The 21,485-nt window shown below is 43.0% G+C and carries 14 protein-coding genes and 1 tRNA gene; 3 read left to right on the top strand and 12 right to left on the bottom strand.

The annotated features are described in order from the left end of the window. Nucleotides 1-105 precede the first annotated feature (105 nt). Both GS399_RS14105 and GS399_RS14100 read left to right on the top strand, forming a co-directional pair. Nucleotides 106-1,713: an AGE family epimerase/isomerase gene (locus GS399_RS14105; protein ID WP_160845286.1), complete on the top strand. Its 1,608-nt coding sequence runs from the start codon at nucleotides 106-108 to the stop codon at nucleotides 1,711-1,713. Between the two features lie 60 nt (nucleotides 1,714-1,773). Beyond that, the gene (locus tag GS399_RS14100) at nucleotides 1,774-2,421 is read left to right on the top strand and encodes a COG3650 family protein (RefSeq protein ID WP_160845285.1); all 648 of its coding nucleotides are present in this window, start codon (nucleotides 1,774-1,776) and stop codon (nucleotides 2,419-2,421) included. Nucleotides 2,422-2,476: 55 nt separating this feature from the next. Here the strand turns inward: GS399_RS14100 and GS399_RS14095 are convergent. The 3 genes from GS399_RS14095 to GS399_RS14085 form a co-directional block, all read right to left on the bottom strand. Further along, nucleotides 2,477-2,552: transfer RNA gene (locus GS399_RS14095), tRNA-Lys, on the bottom strand. Nucleotides 2,553-2,612: 60 nt separating this feature from the next. Next, nucleotides 2,613-3,398 carry a carboxypeptidase-like regulatory domain-containing protein gene (locus GS399_RS14090; RefSeq protein WP_160845284.1) on the bottom strand — a complete coding sequence of 262 codons (786 nt, stop codon included), beginning with the start codon at nucleotides 3,396-3,398 and terminating at the stop codon, nucleotides 2,613-2,615. A 132-nt stretch (nucleotides 3,399-3,530) separates the two neighbouring features. After that, nucleotides 3,531-5,159, bottom strand: a complete 1,629-nt coding sequence (locus GS399_RS14085) for an ABC-F family ATP-binding cassette domain-containing protein (RefSeq protein WP_160845283.1) — start codon at nucleotides 5,157-5,159, stop codon at nucleotides 3,531-3,533. Nucleotides 5,160-5,299: 140 nt separating this feature from the next. Here GS399_RS14085 and GS399_RS14080 point away from each other — a divergent pair, with 140 nt between their 5' ends. Beyond that, complete coding sequence (locus GS399_RS14080) at nucleotides 5,300-5,845, top strand: HEAT-like fold family protein (protein ID WP_160845282.1); 546 nt, start codon at nucleotides 5,300-5,302, stop codon at nucleotides 5,843-5,845. A 303-nt stretch (nucleotides 5,846-6,148) separates the two neighbouring features. Here GS399_RS14080 and GS399_RS14075 read toward each other — a convergent pair whose 3' ends face one another. The 9 genes from GS399_RS14075 to GS399_RS14035 form a co-directional block, all read right to left on the bottom strand. Continuing rightward, nucleotides 6,149-7,558 carry an alpha-amylase family glycosyl hydrolase gene (locus tag GS399_RS14075; RefSeq protein WP_160845281.1) on the bottom strand — a complete coding sequence of 470 codons (1,410 nt, stop codon included), beginning with the start codon at nucleotides 7,556-7,558 and terminating at the stop codon, nucleotides 6,149-6,151. A 1-nt stretch (nucleotide 7,559) separates the two neighbouring features. Beyond that, entirely contained in the window at nucleotides 7,560-10,022 is a 2,463-nt protein-coding gene (locus tag GS399_RS14070) for a glycoside hydrolase family 31 protein (protein WP_160845280.1), read from the bottom strand. 97 nt (nucleotides 10,023-10,119) lie between these two features. Beyond that, nucleotides 10,120-11,169: a SusE domain-containing protein gene (locus GS399_RS14065; protein WP_160845279.1), complete on the bottom strand. Its 1,050-nt coding sequence runs from the start codon at nucleotides 11,167-11,169 to the stop codon at nucleotides 10,120-10,122. A 54-nt stretch (nucleotides 11,170-11,223) separates the two neighbouring features. After that, nucleotides 11,224-12,822, bottom strand: coding sequence for a RagB/SusD family nutrient uptake outer membrane protein (locus GS399_RS14060; RefSeq protein ID WP_160845278.1), 1,599 nt, complete (start codon nucleotides 12,820-12,822; stop codon nucleotides 11,224-11,226). 18 nt (nucleotides 12,823-12,840) lie between these two features. After that, complete coding sequence (locus GS399_RS14055; protein ID WP_160845277.1) at nucleotides 12,841-15,822, bottom strand: SusC/RagA family TonB-linked outer membrane protein; 2,982 nt, start codon at nucleotides 15,820-15,822, stop codon at nucleotides 12,841-12,843. 205 nt (nucleotides 15,823-16,027) lie between these two features. After that, nucleotides 16,028-17,614, bottom strand: coding sequence for a SusR family glycan utilization regulator (gene susR / locus GS399_RS14050; RefSeq protein WP_160845276.1), 1,587 nt, complete (start codon nucleotides 17,612-17,614; stop codon nucleotides 16,028-16,030). Nucleotides 17,615-17,849: 235 nt separating this feature from the next. After that, a complete protein-coding gene (gene aroC, locus GS399_RS14045; RefSeq protein ID WP_160845275.1) occupies nucleotides 17,850-18,956 on the bottom strand; it encodes a chorismate synthase in 1,107 nt (368 codons plus the stop codon). Nucleotides 18,957-19,014: 58 nt separating this feature from the next. Beyond that, entirely contained in the window at nucleotides 19,015-20,289 is a 1,275-nt protein-coding gene (gene aroA / locus GS399_RS14040; RefSeq protein WP_160845274.1) for a 3-phosphoshikimate 1-carboxyvinyltransferase, read from the bottom strand. Further along, nucleotides 20,289-21,401, bottom strand: a complete 1,113-nt coding sequence (locus GS399_RS14035) for a chorismate mutase (RefSeq protein ID WP_160845273.1) — start codon at nucleotides 21,399-21,401, stop codon at nucleotides 20,289-20,291. Before GS399_RS14035 ends, aroA begins: the two co-directional genes overlap by 1 nt. Nucleotides 21,402-21,485: the final 84 nt, after the last annotated feature.

The following is a 21,485-nucleotide window of genomic DNA, read 5'->3' as shown; positions in this document are numbered from 1 at the left end:
CGAGTTCCGGGCAATGAATTTTTGCCAAATACTGGTTGATTCTTGTCAATATTAGACAATGCTGGTACGGTGTTCTACTTTTATATTCCTCAGTTAATTAAGAAGATGAATAAGCGTTTTATATCTGTATGTATTTTGCAAGCATTATTTTTCTGTGTTCTTAATAGCAATGCGCAAACGCAAAAGATCGCAATTGCACACGAAATGCTGAAGTCTTCCAGGGTAGAGTTGTTGGATAAGTGGTATCCGCTTTCGATTGACACAGCTTACGGCGGATTTAAAAGCGCGTTTACTTACAATTTTAGACTGGCGCCAAACCAGGAAAAAATGATAGTGACACAGGCGCGGCATACATGGTCAAATGCCAAAGCTTCGCTGATGTTTCCTGGTGTAGCTTACTATAAATACGGCGCGAAACATGGCTTCGAATTTCTGAAAAATGTTATGTGGGATAAAACCTACGGAGGTTTTTACACTTTAACGGACCGGGAGGGAAACGTTAAAAATACTGATTCATTCGCTGCAAAAGAAGCATACGGTAATTCGTTTGGTTTGTATGCACTGGCTGCTTATTACGAATCTTCAGGCGATACGGCAGCTTTAAATATGGCAAAACAGGTTTTTATGTGGCTGGAAAAACACAGCCATGATCCAGTTAAAAAGGGATACTTCCAGCATATGATGAGAGACGGAACACCGGTTAAGCGTAACGCAAGTTATCCCTCAACATCAGACAGGGGTTACAAGGATCAAAATACATCGATTCATTTACTGGAAGCTTTTACAGAATTATATACCGTATGGTCGGATTCTCTGGTGCGTGAACGATTAAAGGAGTTGCTATTCCTTGTAAGAGACAAAATCACTACGCCCAAGGGCTATCTTACTTTGTTTTTTCAGCCTGACTGGACGCCGGTATCATTCCGTGACTCATCTGAGGCGTCAATTCTTAAACATCATTATCTTGATCACGTTTCATTTGGGCATGACGTTGAAACGGCTTATCTCATGCTGGAAGCGTCGCATGCCTTAGGTTTCGAAAACGATACGTTAACAATGCGTATCGCAAAAAAAATGGTCGATCATGCGCTTGATAACGGCTGGGATAACAAAGTTGGCGGCTTTTATGATGAAGGCTATTATTTTAAAGATAAAATAGGGATGACAATTATCCGCGATAGCAAAAACTGGTGGGCGCAGGCGGAAGGACTGAATTCATTACTGCTTATGTCTGATTACTATCCCAATGATAAGCAGCAATATTATTCCAAATTTCTAAAGCTTTGGAGCTATGTTCAAACGTACCTGATCGATCACGAAAATGGCGACTGGTACCAGGGCGGGCTCGATAAAGAACCGCAGTATAAGCTTGCCTTGAAAGGGCAGATATGGAAGGGAACCTACCATAATTTCAGAGCGCTGATGAATTGCGTGCTTCGTCTGGATCCTGATAAGCAAACCCCAACGGTGCCTTCCAGCGTAGTAATTAAGCAAATGAATGATCAGACATTACTCACATGGCGTTCGTCCTCTGATAACAAACAGGTTATCGGATACAATATTTATGAAAATGGCAGAAAAATTGGTTTTACTCCGTTAAATAAATTCGATGTGCCAAATTATTCGACGACGCCAAAAAGAATATTTACCGTTCAGGCGGTTGATTTACAGCGTAATGAATCGGCTATGAGTCAAAAAGTCGCTTTAAAATAAAGGTTTATTGGTAAATTCACTGATAGTTGAAATAATGGAATTTTAATCAGATCAACCGACATGAAAAACAAACGAATCCTGTACATCACGGCCGCATTGCTTTTTGCAAATTTATATGCTTGCAACACAGATACTAAATTCAAACAGAACTCCGATTCAACACTTGCAGGTGATACCTTAGTTGAAAATGTACCAATGGCCGATACATCCGATTCGGATATCACTGATAGTGTGCCCGGTTTACAGTATGACACAAATACCAGCAGCCAGACAACGGCAGACTTAGTTCGTAACTCGTTGCAGGAAATCTTTAAGAGTGACCTCAACTCAATTCCTGAAAATGAACGTAAGTTTATTTTTTACGAAACAGATTTAAACGATGATGGAAAAAAAGAAATCTTTGTGGGCTTTACGGGTACGTATTTCTGCGGAAGCGGCGGTTGCCAGGCCTTAATTTTGTCTCCGGAAGGGAAAAAGATCAGTTCCTTTTCTGTTGTTGATTATCCATTTACGATATATCCTGGTAAAACCAAAGGCTGGCATGACCTGGTTGTTCGAAGCGGTGGAGCAGACCGCTTGTTAAAATGGAACGGTAATAAATATCCTTTCAATCCTTCCGTTGAACCGAAATCTAAAGGTCTACCAACTGATGATGCGCCTCGAGCCTTATGGAACGAGCAGCACCCGTATCCGTGGTTTACATTTTAAGAAACGGTGAATCTTATAAAATAAAAAACGCCTTCCTGTTATTGGAAGGCGTTTTTGGTGACCTGGGAGAGGCTCGAACTCTCGACCCACTGATTAAGAGTCAGTTGCTCTACCAACTGAGCTACCAAGTCGATTTCCGGTAAAACCGGATGGCAAATATACAATCTATGAGCACAATTGCCAGCTAAAATTTAATATTCGGCCAGCACATTAAATCCAACTCCGGCAAGCCCGACTTTTTCCCAGGCTGCCTGGCTGGTTTCGCGGGCGATAATCGGACTGCTGAACAAACTAGCTGAAAACATTAATCCGTGGCCGCGTGAATTCTCGATCCATTCAAGGCTTACAAAAAAGTCGCCGTCAACGATGATACCATATGGTTCAAGGTCAACTGAAATTTTTTCGGCACCTTTTAGTACGGTAACGAAGATATTCCGGTCAGACAATATTTGTTCGGGGAAGCCATTTTTGACGCTATAGATATTCAATCTGAGTTTGACATCCGAGCTAACTTCGTTTGTCAGCGAAACATTGAAGCGCTTTAGAAATGTAGGCGCCCGTTTGATTTTGATAATCGCGCCGATTTCGTTACCAAGTTTATTGCTGGTAAAGCCGGCATTGGTTGATTTGGATTGTGTAGTGTTTCCCAATATACTTTCCTTCAATTTTTTATTGGAAACTTTTACAGCTTTTAACTGGATTATGGCTGGTTTAAGGAGGACTGCGTTAACGCTTGAAAAGCGCTGTTTAAAATCGCTGACTTTATAGATTTGAGGTGCATAGCCAATCATCGAAATTTTGAGTGAGTCAGAATCATCGGTTAGCTTAATAGTGAATTTGCCGGAAGCATCGGTTACTGTGCCGTTGCTTTTATTCTTTATCCCGATGTTTACATAGGCTAAAGGCTGATTCGTGTCACCGTCTTTTACCAAGCCCTCAAATGCGACCTGCGAGATTGCTGCATGGCTTATTGCCATAAAGAGGAGTAAATAAAAAAATCTCATTCCTAATTTTATTTATTTGAAACCATCATGATGGCTTCGTCACCATTCAAAAATCTGAACAGTGAAAATAAAAATTAGAAATGAGACTTTGATCGTTTTGCAGAACTATGCTAAAGCATACAATTCTTCACGCTGCTTTTTTATCGCTTCGCTGTTAATGTATTCGTCGTAAGTCATCAATTTATCGATGATTCCGCCTGGAGTAATTTCAATAATCCGGTTGGCTACTGTTTCTGTAAGCTCGTGGTCACGTGAGGTAAACAAAATCGTCCCCTTGAAATCTTTCATACCGTTGTTAAGTGCTGTGATTGATTCCAGGTCCAGGTGATTGGTCGGCTCATCAAATAACAAAAGATTGGCCTGTTGCAGCATCATCCGGGAAAACATGCAGCGCATTTTTTCGCCTCCTGATAATACTGAGGATTTTTTCATTACTTCTTCGCCTGAGAATAGCATACGGCCTAAAAAACTTCTGATAAACTGTTCGTCTTTTTCACCCGCTGAATATTCTCTCAACCAATCGATCAGGTTTTCGTCTTTTCCTTCAAAATAAGATGTCGTATCGGTTGGAATATCAGCTATATTGATGGTCACGCCCCATTTAAATTCTCCGCTGAAATCTTTATCGCGACCTGTTAAAACATCGTAAAATGCGGAAGTGGCAAGACTGTTTTCAGATAAAACCGCAATCTTATCGCCTTTATTGACCATGAAATTAATGCCCGAGAATAGCAGCTCACCATTCAATTCTTTGCGAAGATTCTCTACCTGCAGAATCTGATCTCCGGCTTCACGGCCCTGGTGATTAAACATAATCGCAGGATATTTACGGTTTGACGGTTTGATCTCTTCAAGGTTGATCTTATCCAGCGCTTTTTTACGGCTGGTTGCTTGTTTCGACTTAGACGCATTTGCGCTAAAGCGACGGATAAACTCCTGCAACTCTTTAACCTTATCTTCAAGCTTTTTATTCTGATCTGAACGCTGACGCGCCGCCAGCTGACTCGATTCGTACCAAAAAGTATAGTTTCCGGTGTAGATTGTCATCTTGCCAAAATCAATATCCACCACGTGTGTACATACCGTATCTAAAAAGTGCCTGTCGTGGGATACTACAAGGATAACGCCTTCGTAGCCGGCGAGGAAGTCCTCTAACCAGGCAATCGTTTGAATGTCCAGATCGTTGGTAGGCTCATCCAGTAATAAAATATCCGGCTTACCAAAAAGAGCCTGCGCAAGTAATACACGTACTTTTTGATTTCCGTCGAGTTCTTTTAATTGTTTATAGTGAAGTTCCTCTTTTATTCCAAGGTTGCTTAGCATGGTCGCGGCATCGCTTTCCGCATTCCATCCGTCCATTTCAGCGAAGACATTTTCCAGTTCGCCGGCGCGTTCGCCGTCCTTTTCAGTGAAGTCTTCTTTCGCATATAAAGCGTCTTTTTCTTTCATGACGCTGTAGAGCTCTTTATTACCGATCAAAACCGCTTCAATTACCGGGAACTCATCGAACTCATAGTGATTTTGTTTTAATACCGACATACGCTCGCCGGGAGTGAAACTCACCGAGCCCGTCGAAGGATCAATCTCACCACTCAGTATTTTCATGAAGGTAGATTTCCCGGCACCGTTAGCACCGATAACCCCATAGCAGTTTCCCTGGGTAAATTTTAGATTAACATCTTCAAAGAGAGTGCGTTTTCCGTAGCGTAAAGATAGATTGGATACGTTGATCATGCGGATTAAAAATTGAGGTGCAAAAGTACGAAATATCAGGGTTTTATAAAAGTTCCTAACGGATTTGTTTATCTCTTTGTAAGCTTAATTACTTCGCTGTGATTATTTTTACAATATCGTTAGACAAACATTCCTGATTAATGGATCTTCTGAAAGAAATTTCATTCACGCTAACCAAAACAAAAGCAGGGAAAATCTCCGCTATCGCTGTAAAGGAGAATTATTCAATCAGCGAATTGATCGACTTAACGTTTCATAAAGATGACGCGATTGCGTTTCGTGCGGCCTGGATACTTGAATATATTGAAGTGTATTTTCCGGCACGTTTTCTGCCTCATTTTGAATCTTTTAACAAAATTTATTCTAATCAGAAAAATCACAGCTGCCAGCGCCATTTCACAAAGATCATGATGCACTTCACGTCCAAAAAAGCTCCGGAAATTTATCAGAATGCTTTACGCGATATTGATCTTGAATCTATTGTGGAAACGACATTTTCATGGCTGATTGACAGTAAAACGCCGGTGGCTGTCAAAGTAAATTGCCTGGATATTCTGTTTGATCTAAGTGATAAATTTGATTGGATCAAAGACGAATTGAAAGCGCAAACGGAATTTCTGCTTCGTGACGGTAGTGCTGCGATGCAAAGCAGGGGAAGGAAAATTCTTGGCAGATTAGAAAACTGAAATTATTGAGGTTTTAACTTAAGTTTCCAAAAATAAGGCTTCTTCACCCATTGCCGGTGTCTCACCAACAACGAATAAACGACAAGGTTAAATTTTACAGATTGGTTTAATTTCCATTGCGAGCCGTTTTAACGATTGAAAATCTTTAGTCATCAGGATCAGGATTGCAAACCCTGATCAGCGGAGTAGATAGTGAGTCATGGAATAATCTTCCGCACATCTGAGGTGGGACACCAATAATCGAAAAATAAAAAAAGCGATGCCCATTCCTGAACATCGCACACAAGTACAACCAATTAAAATTTATTTTTTTAATACCAGATATTGGTATGGTTTCAGAGAAATTCCGGTTCCTGCATTAAAATCTGTATTGCTAAAAGCGTCCTTCCAGCTTGTATTTTGAAGTTGCTGCGGCGTAGGATAAATTAATTGAGACCCCGAAACATTGACAATCACCATAACAGTTTCAGATCCGCTGGTCTTTGTAAACGCAACTACATTGGCCGATGGATAGGAGGTAAGCATGCCGGTTTTTACAGCTTCGCTGGATTTTCGGAACGCGATCAGTTTTTTATATGCCGCCGTCATATCCGGGTTGATCGTCCAGTCTATCGGATCCTTATCAAAGAAAGATAGCTTTTTGGGGCATCCAACTTCTTGTCCATTGTAGATCAGCGGAACGCCCCCCGTATATATTGAAAGGGCCAATGCAGCCAGCGAACCGTCTTTACCACCAAACAGATCAACAGGCGTCCCTTCTGAAGATGTAACGTCGTGATTCGTAGTATAACGAAGTTTCATCCTTGAGTTGTTCAGATTGGTTTGCTCGGTTGAATTTGTCGTAAATAAATCAGATGCCGTCGCAGGATTGCCGAAAACGCTTTTCAGCCTGGTGTAAAATTCCATGGCATAGGTCATCTGGAAACCAGCGTCAAAATGGTTGGTTCGCGTTCCTTCAGCTAATAAGATCAATTTCCGGTCAGTGAACTTTTTAAGGGTGTCAGTCGCCTGCTCCCAAAAATCAAAAGGCAGAAAATCTGCTGCATCGCAGCGATATCCATCAATGTTCGCCTGTAATATCCAGTATTTCATAGCACTAATCATTGCTTTGCGCATTTCCTGGTTATTGTAATTCAACGCGGCAACATCGGCCCAGTTAGTTCCCGGCGGGCTGATAATATTGCCCGCCGCATCTTGTTTATACCATGATTTATTGCTGATCCACGAATTATCCCACGATGTATGATCCGCAACCCAATCGAAAATCACGGCCATGTTCCGATCGTGCGCTTCTTTGATCAGTGTTCGTAAATCGTCCAATGTTCCAAATTCAGTATTTACATCTTTGTAATCTTTTATAGAATACGGCGAGCCCAGGCCGCCGGCTGATTTTACCTGTCCAACCGGGTAGGTCGGCATGAGCCAGATTACATTGATCCCAAGACTTTTTATTGAGTCGAGGCGTGCGCGTACACCCTGGAAGTTTCCGTCTTTACTGAACGCACGCAGATTTACCTCGTACATGACGATATCTTTCGTGTCGGGCACAGCCGAAAATGGCTTTGCATAAGCTGGTGGGTCGCTTGGTGTGACGGGTGGCGCTGGAGGCGTAGGCTTCGTGCCGTCCGACTTTTTGCAACTTAATAAAGCCGAACCAATCAAAATAATGATGATGTTTAGAACAGACAGTTTCAGTAATCGATGTAATTTCATATTAGTAGTTGATTGAAAATTTATCCGGTAAATTTTCTGTGTAAAACGCTATTACCCCTTCGACCGGCCCTGTGTATTGTGCACCTTGCGGATCGAAACTTGATATCGCTTTCAGCATGGAATAGCTTTCTTCTTTCAGGCTGGCAGCTTTACCGTTCACCTTAAGATTTGCCCCGGAAAATCCGTGTAAGATGATATGTATTTTTGTAAAATTAGATTTATAGCTTCCCTGCACTTTATCAAATGTTATCATTTTTTGCGAAGGGGAATAGCTGATCAAACGGCTGTAAAAGTCGCCGTTTCGGTACTGAAAGCTTTTGCCGTCATCTTCATAATACTTGAATGAGTTGTTGCGTTCGCCATTGTAAATATGAATGGTCAGCGTGTCAGAAGGCTTTTCGTCCGTGGTTTGAATAAGTGACTGCATCGGTATAATGCTGCTCTCGCGAACATAAACGGGAAGCGTCTGGTTACTTAATTCAATGATTTTTTCCTGTTTCCCTTTTTCAAGATTACCGGTGTAAAGATTGTACCAGTTACCTGCAGGGAAATAGATTTTGCCGAAATCTTTGGAGCTTTCAAATGGCGCAATTAAAAAAGCCTGGCCAAATAAGAACTGATTCTGGAACTGCCAGTCGAAGATTTTTGGATCATCGGAAAAGTCGAACACAAGCGAACGGTTTACCGGCATACCATTTTCCGATGCTTCGTTAAATGTTGAATACAGGTATGGTAACAGCTTGTATCTTAAATTGATATAATTCCTTGAAATTTCAAGAACTTCTTCGCCAAATGACCAGGGTTCAGAAGATTTGGTATTTACCTGTGTATGGTTTCTGAAATACGGAATAAATGCTCCAAGCTGAATCCAGCGAGTGTAAAGCGCCACAGATGGATTGCCTGAGAAGCCGCCGATATCCATTCCTGTGAACGGCACGCCGCTTAAGCCAAGGCTGTTAATTAAACGAACTCCAAGCAGCATGTGATCTTCTTCCGAACGGTTGTCGCCAGTCCAGATTGCGGAGTATCGCTGTAAACCTGCATAACCGGACCGGGTTAAAATAAAAGGGCGTTCTTTATATTGCTGCAGTGCCCCTTCATAGCTTGAACGTATCATCTCAAGCCCGTAAACGTTATGGGCTTCCGGGTGAGCAGCTTTTTTGCCGTCATAATCAAAAATCACGTTCGACGGCATTTTCTGGCCCCAGGTTGCGATCTCATTCATATCATTCCAAATACCGCTTACGCCATTGTCTGCAAAAAATTTAACCTCGTTTTTCCACCAGTTCCTGCCTTTGGCGCTCGTGAAATCCGGGAAATTGCACCAGCCCGGCCAAACCTGGCCTGTGTAATTCGTTCCATCCGGATACTTGATAAAAATGCTGTCCTTTAATCCCCGTTCCCAGGCAGCAGCTCCCGGTTCGACTTTTATCCCCGGATCGACGATGACAGTCGTTCGAAAACCCATGTCTTTTAGTTTAGACGTCATCCGTTTTGGATCCGGGAAACGGGCTTTATCCCATGTGAAAAGCAGGTAACGGTCCATGTAATGGATGTCGAGCGTGATCCCATCGGCGGGAATTTTCTTTTCCCTCAGTGTTTGGGCGATTCGATAAACTTCAGTTTCGGGATAATAACTATACCTATTTTGCTGGTATCCCAAACTCCACAACGGCGGCATTTGCATCCGGCCCGTTAGCCAGGTGTACGATTCAATAATGTTTTTTACCCGCTTGCCGTAAATAAAATAGTAGTTCAGCTCTCCGCCACGCGCGCCAAATGAAGAAAACCGGTTATTACTCGCGCCAAAGTTGAAATCACTCTGCCAGGTGTTGTCCATGAAGATCCCATAGTTCAGGCCGTCGTGTAAGCCGATGTAGAACGGGATTGTAGAGTACAAAGGATCCTGATCTGTCCGGTAGCCGAAAACGTCGGAGTTCCAGTTTGTATAACCGCTTCCGTTACGATCCAGGTTCCCGGTTTTTTCGCCGAGTCCGACAAAATGCTCGAAATTTTGCATTTTACGGTATGTGGTAACTTCTTCATTTACCCAGGAAACCTGCAGCCCTTTTTCTTCTTCGTTGATCGCCTCACCGTCTTTGGTATAAAACGAAACGCCGAATGGATTCTTGCCAACAACAGTCTTCACAGAATCCGTTGTTATCGTGATTGATTGAGCATCCTGTGTAATCGATGTTTTAGCCACTACAGGCTTGTTAATTACTGCATAGGAAAAATCCGGTAAAAGGGCCTTTTTATCGACCCTCACGCGGACTATTGACGGGCTGTATACAATGATTTCTGCCTGGGCGTTTTGCGTTGTAATGCTGACCTTTTGTTGTTCGATATGTACTGCCGTAACATTCCCGGGATTTTTTACCGGTGTGTTTTGGCAGAATACGGAAAGCGATACGAACAGAAGAACAGATGATGATATTGACTTTTTAATCAACGGGATTGTCATGCTGGTAAACTAGCTGTTGAAATTAAAGGGTGATGTCAGGCAGAGCGTGACCAATTACTCCGATGAATAATCAGATCACGCCCAGTTTGACAAATGTTTAGTTCTTTTTTACAGTGTAACTGTATTTGTATGGATCAGATGAACGGCTCATGTCGATCGTAACAGTGTAATTTCCGTCTGAAGGGATTGTGATTGCTCCATCTGTTTGAATCAGGAAACCATTCATCGCGTTGCTATCCGCCGGACCATAGTTAATATCCCAGCCGTTATTTGCACGGAATTTTAACGCACCCGAAACTAAATTTGCTGTTGTCGTCCAGGTGTTTTTCACAGGATCGTAAGTCATTGGCGTAGAATTATCCCATCCGCCGGACGTTGCTGAGCCGATCAATCCAAAAGAGTTGATGAGTGCGTAAGACCAGGTGAGATTTTTTGTATCGACATTAAATTTATAATAACCGGGTACGTTTACTTTTAAGCCACCTGCAAGTCCGTCTGTAGTCAATTTTCCGGCACCGCCGTCACCAAAGTTTGTATGATCCCAATCTCCCGAGCTTGTAAATTTGAAGTAATCGCCGACGTTCATGTAAACATAGCCCTCGTAAAGCTGGTCGCCGACTGAATAAATTTTTGGAGCATTTCCGGGAGACCAGTTCTGATATTGTCCGGGAACCCAAAGCGCAGTGATTGTTGACTTGAACGGCGTTACGCTGATTTTAACCACGTTTGAATACACATAATCCTTTTTATTTAAGGTTGCGCCAACCCGGAGTTCAACAGTACCGGCCTTGTTCGGCGTGAATTTTAGTGAGTTCAATAAGGTGTTGTTCAGTGCGCCCAGCGTTGTAGAAAGGGAATCACTGCTGTTTCCGCCCAAGGTTGCAGGTTTTGAGAAATTCTTTCCTGCCGAATCAATTTGAACCACGTAATCGATGATCGTGTTGACATTGTAATCAGCCGAACTCCATTTTACCGAGACTGCTTTCGAAGTGTCGGGCGCCGTAATGACGATAGAAGAGCCGTCAGCGGGACTTGTTATTACCGGTGCGATGACATCGGCAGATATCACAGCGCGTTGTTCATCTTTTTTACAGGCATGTAAAATCAGGAAGAATATTGCTGTTGTGTAAAGTAAGATCTTTTTCATTTTTCTATGATTAAAAACCTGCTCTGCCGGGATACAGCAGAGCAGGTTCTTTGTTTAATAGCCAGGATTTTGAGTCAGATTTGTGTTTAATGACAGGTCTGAAGCCGGAATAGGGAACAGGTTGTATTTTGCATCCGTCGCAGTTCCTTGTTGTACGTTTCCTTTCCAGTCCCACAAATAGCTTCCTCCGGTAAACAAACCGTAACGGATCAAATCTGTACGCCGAAGGCCTTCCCAGTACAATTCGCGTGCACGTTCATCCAGGATAAAGTTTAACGTCAACGCTGAACTTGCAATGTTGCCGTTGCTATTGCCGTAAGCGCGTGTGCGCAATTGGTTGATGTATCCTAGCGCCGTGTTCTGGTCACCTCCGGTACCGCCGCGCAATACGGCTTCAGCATACATCAGGTATACATCAGCCAGGCGAAACATCGGGAAATCGGTATCGACGAACGTGCTGTTCGAGCCAACTGCGCCTGCCGAGGTCATGTTTTTGTATTTCGCGCTCAGATAACCTTCCGTGAAAACTGTTGGATGAGTTATCTCCAGGGATTGTCCGTTTGTATAAAAGATGGCGCGTTTATCGGTAGCTCCCGATGGGTCGGCGAATTTCTTTACAAACGTTGAAGTAAGCCGGTTGCCGCTCCATCCGCCCGACGCGATTCCGTAGTCCGGACCGGCATTTTGTGATCCTCCCACACCGGCGTGGATGATGTAAGTCACGCCGCCATAATTCTGCGTATTAGTTCCGTCTTCAGCGACTGTGAATATTACTTCGTTGCGAAGTTTGTCGTTATCCGCCAGGAAAAGATTTTTATAATCCGGCGTAAGCGAATAAGCTCCGGAACCGATGATCTTGTTACAATAAGTTACGCAGTCGGAATATTTATTCGCGCCTTTACCCAGGTAAACTTCCGCATTCAGATAGATACGGGAAAGTAAAGTCCACGCTGCCGCCTGATCAGCACGGGCATATTCATTTGCGCCGGGTTTAGCCAGGTCATTATCGATTGCTTTTAACTCCGATTCGATGTATGCGAACAGATCGGCCCTTGTAATTTGTTTGGGAAGAAACGCACCAGGTTTGTCGGCCTCCGTTACGAAGGGAACATTACCCCAAAGATCCATTGCAAAACTGTAATTCAGTGCACGCAGGAAACGGGCTTCGGCAATGTATTTTACAATATCCGGCCGGCTGCCTGCTTCAACTTTATCAACATTTTCCTGGGCTGAGCGGATGAATTCATTGCAATAAGCAATGTTGATGTAGATACGCTGATACAACAATTTGTTGTACGAGTTCTGGTCGGACCAGATATGTCCGTGATATTCTACCAGCCCCGGATCGCCCCAGGCGTTGAGGCATTCATCGGTTGTGATTTCCTGTGCGCTCCAGTACGTTCTCAAAAAAGAAGTAGTACCTTCATCAGGAGCAGATATATCGGCAAGGCCAAATTGTCCCTTTTGTCCTGTTAAGGTTAGCGAGCCATATAATTTAGCGAGCGATTGTTTGTATGAAGCCGGATCATTGAATACATCGGCAGAAGTTATTATTCGCGGGTCGATCGGTTTTGTGTCCAGATCTTTCAGGCATGACGAAAATAACGTTCCTGAAGCCAGCAGTGCAGATATGATTAATTTGTGTGATTTCATTTTTCGTTTTCTTAAGGATTAGAATTCAGCGTTCAGACCTAATTGAAAAGTTCTGGATCTTGGATAGAAATTGTTATCCAGTCCGCCGCTGATCTCTGGATCAAGTCCTTTGTAATCGGTGATAACAAACACGTTCTGAACGGATGCGCTTAAACGCAACTTAAACTTGTTGCTGAACATCGGCGCGAAACGGTAACCGAGTACCATATTATCCAGCCTGAAGAACGATGCATTCTGAATATAATAGTCGGACAGGTTAGTTGTAAGAGCGGTTGTAAACTGAGTTTCGTCAGCAGCCGTTGTTTGATTGCTTAGGTAACGCAGCGACGAATACAAACCGCGATAGGTACTGTTGGCTGCTACGTTGTTGTACACGTAGTTGCCGAGGCTTGCCCGTCCTGTAGCCGAGAAATCCCAATGTTTGTAGGTTAGATTGGTCGAAATGCCCATCAGCACATCTGCAGTCGGTTTTTTGTAGATGTACAAGTCGCTGGTATTGATCACGCCGTCATTGTTCAGATCGACATATTTATCTTCGATCGGATTTCCTGAAGGGTCATAAACCTGCTTGTAAACGTAGAACGAATTGGCCGGATAGCCCACTTTCTGTGCCTGGATTGTTCCTGACGTCGTTCCGGCAATTCCGCCCAACGGAATCACGTAATTTGGATCATCGTTCAGGTTCAGCTTGGTGATCTTGGTTTTATTATAGCTGATGTTGTAGTTAACCGACCAGTTGAAATTGCCAGTCGCGATGATGTTTGAGTTTAAGCTGAATTCAATACCATGGTTGTCAAGACTGCCAATGTTTGTAAGTACGGTAGGGGAAAAATTCGTTCCCGCCGGTAAGTCGACGATGCTCAGCAAATCGCTTGTTTTTTTCGAGTAATAGTCGATTGCACCGGTAATACGGTTATTTGCAAATCCAAAGTCGATGCCAGCATTGAGGGTGTTTGTCGATTCCCATTTAATATTGGCATCATATCCATCCGGCCTTAGCGTGTAATAATATGTATCGCCAAATTTGTACCGCGATGTTGCATCGCTGATGGTGTACTTAGCGAGATACGGATAATTGTTTAATGATGTCAGATCCTGTTGTCCCGTTACTCCGTAGCCTAATCTTAATTTCAGATCTGAAATCGTATTGCTGTTTTTCAGGAAGTCCTCGTTCTTGATTCTCCATGCAAAAGCACCGGCAGGGAACAAGCCCCAGCGTGTATCGGGTGAAAAACGAGAGGTCGCATCATCACGCAAGGTGAAGGTTAAAAGATATTTGTCGTTGTAGGAATAGTTGAGTCTGCCGAAAAATGCCGCCAGGTAATATTCTGTTTTGTAGGCATCGGTCGGTTGTGGTTGAGATCCGTCTAACGCTGATGTGTTATTTACACCTTCACGATAGAAATGCGACCACGAATAGCCTGCTGTAACGTCTATGCGGCTTTTAATGCTTTTCAGGTCCTTCGCGTAATTCAGGTAAAAGTCGGCCAGCTGGTTACGGGTTGTCGTACTGTAATTATTTAACCGGCCGCCGGCGACGACAGGAACATAAACCCATTGCGTGCTATCCTGAACATTATTATGTCCTTCAGATTTTGCATAGTCGTAACCGAGATTCAGGTTGGCCCGTAGTTCCGGAAGGAAATGGAATTTATAGTCGGTTTGAATATTTCCGATGCTTCTTTTAACTCTCGATGTATTATCGGTCAGATCAAGTTGTGCTACAGGATTAGGAGTTGCCAGCGTGATCGGATTGCCGTTGATATCGCCATTTTCAGTCCAGGTTGTATAACCTCTCCAGCGGGTGTTGCCGTTGTAAACCGGTTTCGTCGGATCATAAAATACAGCACTTGCAACGGCGCCCTGATCAGCGAAGTTGTTGTTATTGATTAAGCCCTTAAAATTAACGTTAAACTTCAGGTGATCTTTCAAAAAGCTGGGATTTAAGCCGACATTCAGCGTTGTGCGCTCGTAGTTGTAAGTTTTCAAAACACCGTCAGCGTTGTTGTAACCTCCTGAAATCCGGTATGGAAGTTTTTTCCAGGCTGTACCCGAGAAAGAAAGATTGTGATCCTGGGTAAAAGCGTTCTTGTAAATCTGACTTTGCCAGTCGGTGTTGTCTGTCCCCAACAGTGAAGTAACGGCATTATTGCCCGCATAAACGCGATTCACAAGTTCTCTGAACTCATCGCCGGTGTAAACGTCAATTTTGTTTGGCGTAGTCGACAGGGAAGTGGTCAGGTTATAACCGATCTTCAAATCTTTGCCGCCACGCTTGGTTGTAATCTGGATAACGCCGTTTGAAGCCCGTGATCCATATATGGCGGTTGCCGAGGCGTCTTTTAACACGGTAAAGCTTTCAATATCGTTAGGATTCAGCGTTGATAAGATATTTGGCGATCCACCGATCGGTACGTTCTCGATCGGAACACCATCAATAACAATTAAAGGATCATTACTTGCGCTTAGCGACGCGCCGCCGCGAATACGAATAGTCGACGTGTTGCCCGGTGCACCACTGATTGATGTTACGGAAACACCAGCAATTTTTCCTGCAATTAGTTCCTGGGGTGAATTAGTCACACCCTTATTAAAGTTTTTCGAACTTACCACATCAACAGCACCGGTGGCATCTGATTTTTTTACGATACCGTAACCGATAACGGCAATTTCATCCAGAATTTGAGCAGAGGGCTTCATCTCAACATTCAGGGAACTGGTTTGTGATGCATCGATTTCTCTTTCGATAGTTTGGTAACCGATAAACGTGATAACTACCGTTTGTTTGCCGGTGGGGAAGCCGTTTATCCGGAAGTTACCGTCAACATCGGTGGAGGTGCTTCGGGTTGTGTTTTTAATTAATACTGAAGCGCCGGGAAGCGGCTGCTGTTTCTCGTCAAGGATCTTTCCTGTCAGCGTTGTGTTTTGTGCCTGGGCAAACCCTGCGAAACAAATAAACAGCAATAAAATCCCGTACTTTAAAGCGTAGATCTTCTTCATTTAAGTTTAATAAATTGGTTAATTGGGTGTATAAATCTTCTGCAGATTTTACCCGTCAAAGGAAAGAAGAGGGAAAGGGATTTAAAACGGGGCAGATGCCCGATATCGATTATTTACAGATTGTAAATAGTTAAAACACTGATTATTAATGTTTTGAAAAATGGTTGTAAAGGTCGAATATTGATTATACTAAAAAGGTATTTGCTTAAACCGGGTTAATCTGCATGATTTTATCCTCAAATTCATCACCCGGAAAGTTCGATTTTTTCTTAATCCGGGTTTTATAAGCATAAATAGTGTTCACGGAATAATTCAGGATCTTGGCAATACGATCATTATCTGTGATACCGATCCGTATGAGCGCGTAAATCCGAAGTTCAGTATTCATGTGCTCATCCGGCAGAACAAATTTTTCTTCAGCTTTCAGCAGATCGTTAAAATCGCTAACGAAATTCGGAAAGAGTTTTAGGAAAACTTTATCGAAGCCCAGGAAGAGATCTTCGCGTTCTTTTTGGATGTTGATCTTACCAACACTGCTTTTTATTTCATCGACGTTTCGCAGGGCAAGTTTATGTTCGACCGAAGTTTTAAAACGCTCGATCTTATCAATGTATTCCGAGCTGATTTTGAAATAGTATATAACATACTCGTTTTTGATTTTATTCGCATCCGTGAGCAGCTTATTGCTTTCCTGCAAGTTTTCATTCGCCAGCGAAATAATCTGATCTGCAAGCTTGATCTTTTTAAGCTGACGTAATGTTATAATCACGAATATCACGATGATGACTGCGAGTATCGTCAATAAAACCGAATAGGTGAGAAGCAGCGTTTTTTGCCGCTCAACGGTATTTAGTTTATCACCCTCAATGATTGGCAGAATAGCGCTGATTTGAATTTCACGGTGACGAGCGCCGTAAAAGACAGCATCTTCCAGTGCTTGCTTGATATATACGTACGAATTTTTTGTATCGCCATTCTTAAAGAGAATATCAGCCAGGTTCGAAATGGCAACTGTTTCCTTCGTTGCCGACTTGATGTCTGAAATAGCGGCCATGATAAGATAATCAAGCGATTTTTCAGATTCGCCGGCATGCGAATAAATGAAACTCAGACAGCTTGTATTAATCGCAAACTGGTGAGGGTCCTGGTTTTTATAGGCCATTAAATTCTTGTAGTCCACCAGCGCGTTCTGGAGATTGCCGGTGCGAAGATTTTTCAACCCGCTTTGCGAATAAAAATCATAAGACCCTGTTTTGCTCAAATGAATGGCCGAATCAGAATAAGCGAGTCCTTTTTTATTATATTCCGAGTTGTAATAGATGTTCTTGTCAAAATCCGCGAGATCGTAATAGCTCCTGGCCAGCGTACTGTAATATTCTATTTGTTCATTCCGGCTTAATTTTGCCTTATCGATTTTGTAGAGGATATCAAATGCTTCCTTAAACATACCTGAAGACAGCAGTATAAAACCCTGTTTGAGTTTTACATATTCAAGCCTTGAAGGATCATCGAGTTTAGAAGCGACCAGTTCAAGTTGTTTGCTATAAACAAATGCCGAATCAAACTGGAACGTTTTATATTCATTGTAAATGGAAAGGCAGATATCATACCTGCTTTTAGCTGAAGGAGCGCCGTTTAATGAAGTTTTAAGGCTTTCAATACGATTGATTTTCTTGCCCTCGTATGTTTTTTTATTTGCTAAGGCGGTATTTAGTTCATTAAGCAGGCTATCGGTATTAGCAAATGAATTGATGCTTAAAAGTAGCAGAACAAAAAAATTAAAAACCTTCATTTATGATTGACGCCCGCGAAATTTTTTGGCCCTTAAAACTAATAAGTATTTTGATATTACCGGCGGTAAATAAAGTGACAGATCGAGGCGTATTGGTTGCTTAAATCATTGGAGGTGGTTATAGGGAAATAAAAAATCGCAATGAAAACCAATGAAAAAAAACGGTCTGAACAAACAAAAAGGGAAATAAAAAAAACGCCCATTCGAGCGTTTTCAAGCTAACTTGCATAGCTGTTTATACGGAGAAATTTTGTTTTACAGATTGATTTCTTAATAGATGATCGGCAATTACCAGGGCTGCCATTGCTTCAATTATGGCAACTGCTCTTGGAACTACACAAGGGTCATGTCTGCCTTTTCCCTTGATTTCAGCGGAATTGCCTTCTTTGTCTATTGTTGGCTGGTTATGCATAATGGTCGCAACGGGTTTAAATGCAACTTTAAATGTAATATCCATTCCGTTTGAAATACCTCCCTGTACGCCCCCTGAAAAATTAGTTACAGTTTCCATTTTGGTTGGATCATTTGTGGCGACAGGAATGTCATTATGTTGTGAGCCCCGCATCTCCGAGCCTTTAAAGCCGGAGCCATACTCAAATCCGTGCACGGCGTTGATACTTAGCATAGCTTTGCCCAATTCTGCGTGAAGCTTATCAAAAACCGGTTCGCCTAAACCTGCCGGACAATTTTTAATGACACATGAAATCCGTCCGCCAACAGTATCTCCGGCTTTGCGTATACCGTCGATATATTCAACCATTTCTGCAGCCTTATTTTCATCGGCGCAGCGAACAAGGTTTGATTCGCGAATTGTTTCAAGTTGCTTTAAATCGGCACTGGATGGTTCAGGCGCTTCAATTATTCCTACGCCGGAAACGTGCGCAAATATCTCAACCCCTGATTTTTGAAGAAATAACTTTGCTATCGCACCTGCTGCTACGCGTGCTGCAGTTTCGCGGGCGGACGACCTGCCGCCTCCCCGGTGATCTCTTATCCCGTACTTTGCCTCGTAAGTAAAATCGGCATGCGACGGCCTGAAAATATCCTTGTTATGATCGTAATCTTTTGAACGCTGGTCTGAATTGGGAATAATGATTGCGAGAGGAGTACCTGTCGTTTTATTTTCGAAAATCCCCGACAGGATCTGGAATTCATCGCTTTCTTTTCTTTGGGTAGTAATCCGCGACTGTCCCGGTTTTCGTTTGTCCAGTTCTCCCTGAATAAAATCCTGGTCAATTTCAATATTTGGCGGACAGCCGTCTATTACTACACCGATTGCTGCGCCGTGCGATTCGCCAAATGTAGTGATGCGAAAAAGCTGTCCGAATGAATTACCTGCCATTGTAGTATTGAGTAATGAGATATCAGTAATAAGATTTTTTAAGTGCCATATTTTGTGGCTAGCTTTTGGCTAATTCTGAAGTTTTTATTTCAAACCCGGCTTTTTTCATGTCTTCCCAAAAATGAGGATATGATTTTTCAACCACCTCTGGATCCTCAATAATAACTTTATTAATTACTAATGCCAGCGGAGCAAACGCCATAGCCATCCGGTGATCTTCATAAGTGCTGAAGCTAACTTCGTCGGGAATTTGCTTGCCTTCGCTGTCCAAAAAATATGAACCGTTATTTTCGGTAAGCGTTACATTCAATTTTGCTAGCTCATTTTGTAAGGCTGCTACACGATCGGTCTCTTTGATCTTAAGCGTCTCCAGGCCGGTAAATGTCGCATTATACCCTAAAGCTGCGCAGCATGCAATAACCGTTTGCGCCAGATCCGGGCATTCCTTGAAATCAAAATCTGTTTGATCAAGTTTTTTTCCTGTATTGACGATCGTAATGCCATCTTCCTCATAAGTCGTTTCCACGCCAAGATGCGACATGATTTCTGCAATACGGTTATCTCCCTGCAAGCTATCTTTTTTCAGAAAAGGCAGTTTGATAGTCGCGTCGTTACAAAGCGCGGCAACTGAGTACCAGTATGATGCGGCGCTCCAGTCAGGTTCAACCGTAATAGTTGAGGGCTTAAAAGTTTGCGCACCAATTTTTACCTGGTTGTCGTGCCACGTATGATTGATTCCGCATTGGCCCATCATCGCCAGTGTCATTTCTACATAAGGTTTTGATGTCAGGTCTCCTTCGATTTCGATCGTAATGCCCTTCGACAGCGTTGGCGCCACAAGAAGCAAAGCTGTAATGTATTGTGAGCTGATGGAGCCTTTAACTTTTACCTTAGCCGTTTTCTGATTGAAATTCCCCGTAATCTTGACGGGAGGAAAACCGGCGGTTTCACTGTATGAGATCTTGGCGCCCAGGTCAAGCAACGAATTAACCAAAATTCCAATTGGGCGCTGTTTCATCCGCTCACTTCCCGTGATGGTAACCTTCGTTCCTTTAACTGCGGCATATGCAGTGAGAAACCGCATTGCAGTGCCAGCAGGGCCGACGCTGATTTCGGTACTCTCGCCGGCACTGTTAACCCCGGACAATTCTTTTAAAAGATTGTTTAGAGTCACTGTGTCGGCTGCGGATGAAAGATTTTTTACTTCAATCAATCCGTCACTCAATGCCTGCAAAATCAAAGCCCTGTTGCTTTCACTTTTTGATCCGGTTAATTGAATCGTTCCGTGAAAGCTGTTATTCAGGTTACTTAAAGCGATTGCTTGAGAATTCATTAGGCTTCTGTCGCTGTTTTTGTGTTCATAACTTCGGTTTGACGACGGATAGATTCGTTGTGCAGTAACTCCAGAAGTTTTTCTGTGAATGTGTCGTCAAGTTTCAAAGCGCGGGCGTAAGCTGTGCGGTTTTTAAGAATCTCTTCCCAACGGTTAACCTGCAGGATCGTTACGTCATTATCACGTTTGTGCTCGCCAATTTTTTCGGCAACTTTCATACGATCAGAGATTTTTTGAAAGATCAGATCATCAAGTTTGTCGATTTGCTTGCGAAGCTCAGTCAATTTGTCAACCAGTTCAGGGGTTTGCAGATCATGGTGGCGCAGGGTAAGGTTGTCAATCAGGTCAGATAACGCCGCCGGAGTAACTTGCTGTTTTGCATCAGTCCATGCAACAGAAGGATCTATATGTGATTCGATAATTAATCCTTGCATATCCAGATCAAGCGCTTTTTGCGAAACGTACGAGATAAGTTCGCGATTTCCGCAGATATGGCTCGGATCATTGATCATCGGCAATTCAGGGCAAAGTGTTTTCAGTTGGATGGCAAGTTCCCACATAGGCTCGTTCCGGAAAGCTGTTTTCTCGAATGAACTGAATCCGCGGTGAATAGCAGCAAGCTTGGTAATTCCCGCGTTGTTGATACGTTCAAGCGCTCCAACCCATAATGAAACGTCCGGGTTAACCGGGTTTTTAACGATTACCGGAACGTCAGCGCCTTTTAGAGCATCAGCAATTTCCTGAACGGTAAATGGATTGGCCGTTGATCGGGCACCAACCCAAAGTACATCAACTCCGGCGGCTAAAGCTTCTTCTACGTGTTTGGCAGTCGCAACTTCGGTAGCGGTTTTTAACCCTGTTTCTTCTTTGGCGCGTTTTAACCACTGTAAACCAATGCTTCCGATTCCTTCGAATTCTCCCGGACGGGTGCGTGGTTTCCAGATGCCGGCACGTAAAGCGGATACTTTACCGGTTTTCGCAAGCAAATGTGCTGTAGCAAGTAATTGTTCTTCAGTTTCGGCGCTGCAAGGCCCGGCAATTACCAGCGGCTTTTTTTCATTTGTTGGCTGCAGCCAGTTTGATAATGGCTCGATGTTAAGATTTAATTTCATGTTTGTTGATTTAAAGCTTTTAATAATTCTATAGATTAAGTATTTTATAAAATAATATTCGGTGACTAGTGTATTTTTTTACTT

Origin of the sequence: Hufsiella arboris, from assembly GCF_009834875.1 — a bacterium.
GTDB lineage: Bacteria > Bacteroidota > Bacteroidia > Sphingobacteriales > Sphingobacteriaceae > Hufsiella_A > Hufsiella_A arboris.
Note: the sequence above shows the minus strand (reverse complement) of the source record. Positions and strands in the feature narration are given on the sequence as shown.

Bases quoted from the DNA above. Each gene is read 5' to 3' on its own strand.
- aroC (WP_160845275.1), bottom strand. From the start codon at position 18,956: ATGGCAGGTAATTCATTCGGACAGCTTTTTCGCATCACTACATTTGGC.
- GS399_RS14070 (WP_160845280.1), bottom strand. From the start codon at position 10,022: ATGACAATCCCGTTGATTAAAAAGTCAATATCATCATCTGTTCTTCTG.
- GS399_RS14065 (WP_160845279.1), bottom strand. From the start codon at position 11,169: ATGAAAAAGATCTTACTTTACACAACAGCAATATTCTTCCTGATTTTA.
- susR (WP_160845276.1), bottom strand. From the start codon at position 17,614: ATGAAGGTTTTTAATTTTTTTGTTCTGCTACTTTTAAGCATCAATTCA.
- GS399_RS14060 (WP_160845278.1), bottom strand. From the start codon at position 12,822: ATGAAATCACACAAATTAATCATATCTGCACTGCTGGCTTCAGGAACG.
- GS399_RS14080 (WP_160845282.1), top strand. From the start codon at position 5,300: ATGGATCTTCTGAAAGAAATTTCATTCACGCTAACCAAAACAAAAGCA.
- GS399_RS14085 (WP_160845283.1), bottom strand. From the start codon at position 5,159: ATGATCAACGTATCCAATCTATCTTTACGCTACGGAAAACGCACTCTC.
- GS399_RS14055 (WP_160845277.1), bottom strand. From the start codon at position 15,822: ATGAAGAAGATCTACGCTTTAAAGTACGGGATTTTATTGCTGTTTATT.
- aroA (WP_160845274.1), bottom strand. From the start codon at position 20,289: ATGAATTCTCAAGCAATCGCTTTAAGTAACCTGAATAACAGCTTTCAC.
- GS399_RS14105 (WP_160845286.1), top strand. From the start codon at position 106: ATGAATAAGCGTTTTATATCTGTATGTATTTTGCAAGCATTATTTTTC.
- GS399_RS14100 (WP_160845285.1), top strand. From the start codon at position 1,774: ATGAAAAACAAACGAATCCTGTACATCACGGCCGCATTGCTTTTTGCA.
- GS399_RS14090 (WP_160845284.1), bottom strand. From the start codon at position 3,398: ATGGCAATAAGCCATGCAGCAATCTCGCAGGTCGCATTTGAGGGCTTG.
- GS399_RS14035 (WP_160845273.1), bottom strand. From the start codon at position 21,401: ATGAAATTAAATCTTAACATCGAGCCATTATCAAACTGGCTGCAGCCA.
- GS399_RS14075 (WP_160845281.1), bottom strand. From the start codon at position 7,558: ATGAAATTACATCGATTACTGAAACTGTCTGTTCTAAACATCATCATT.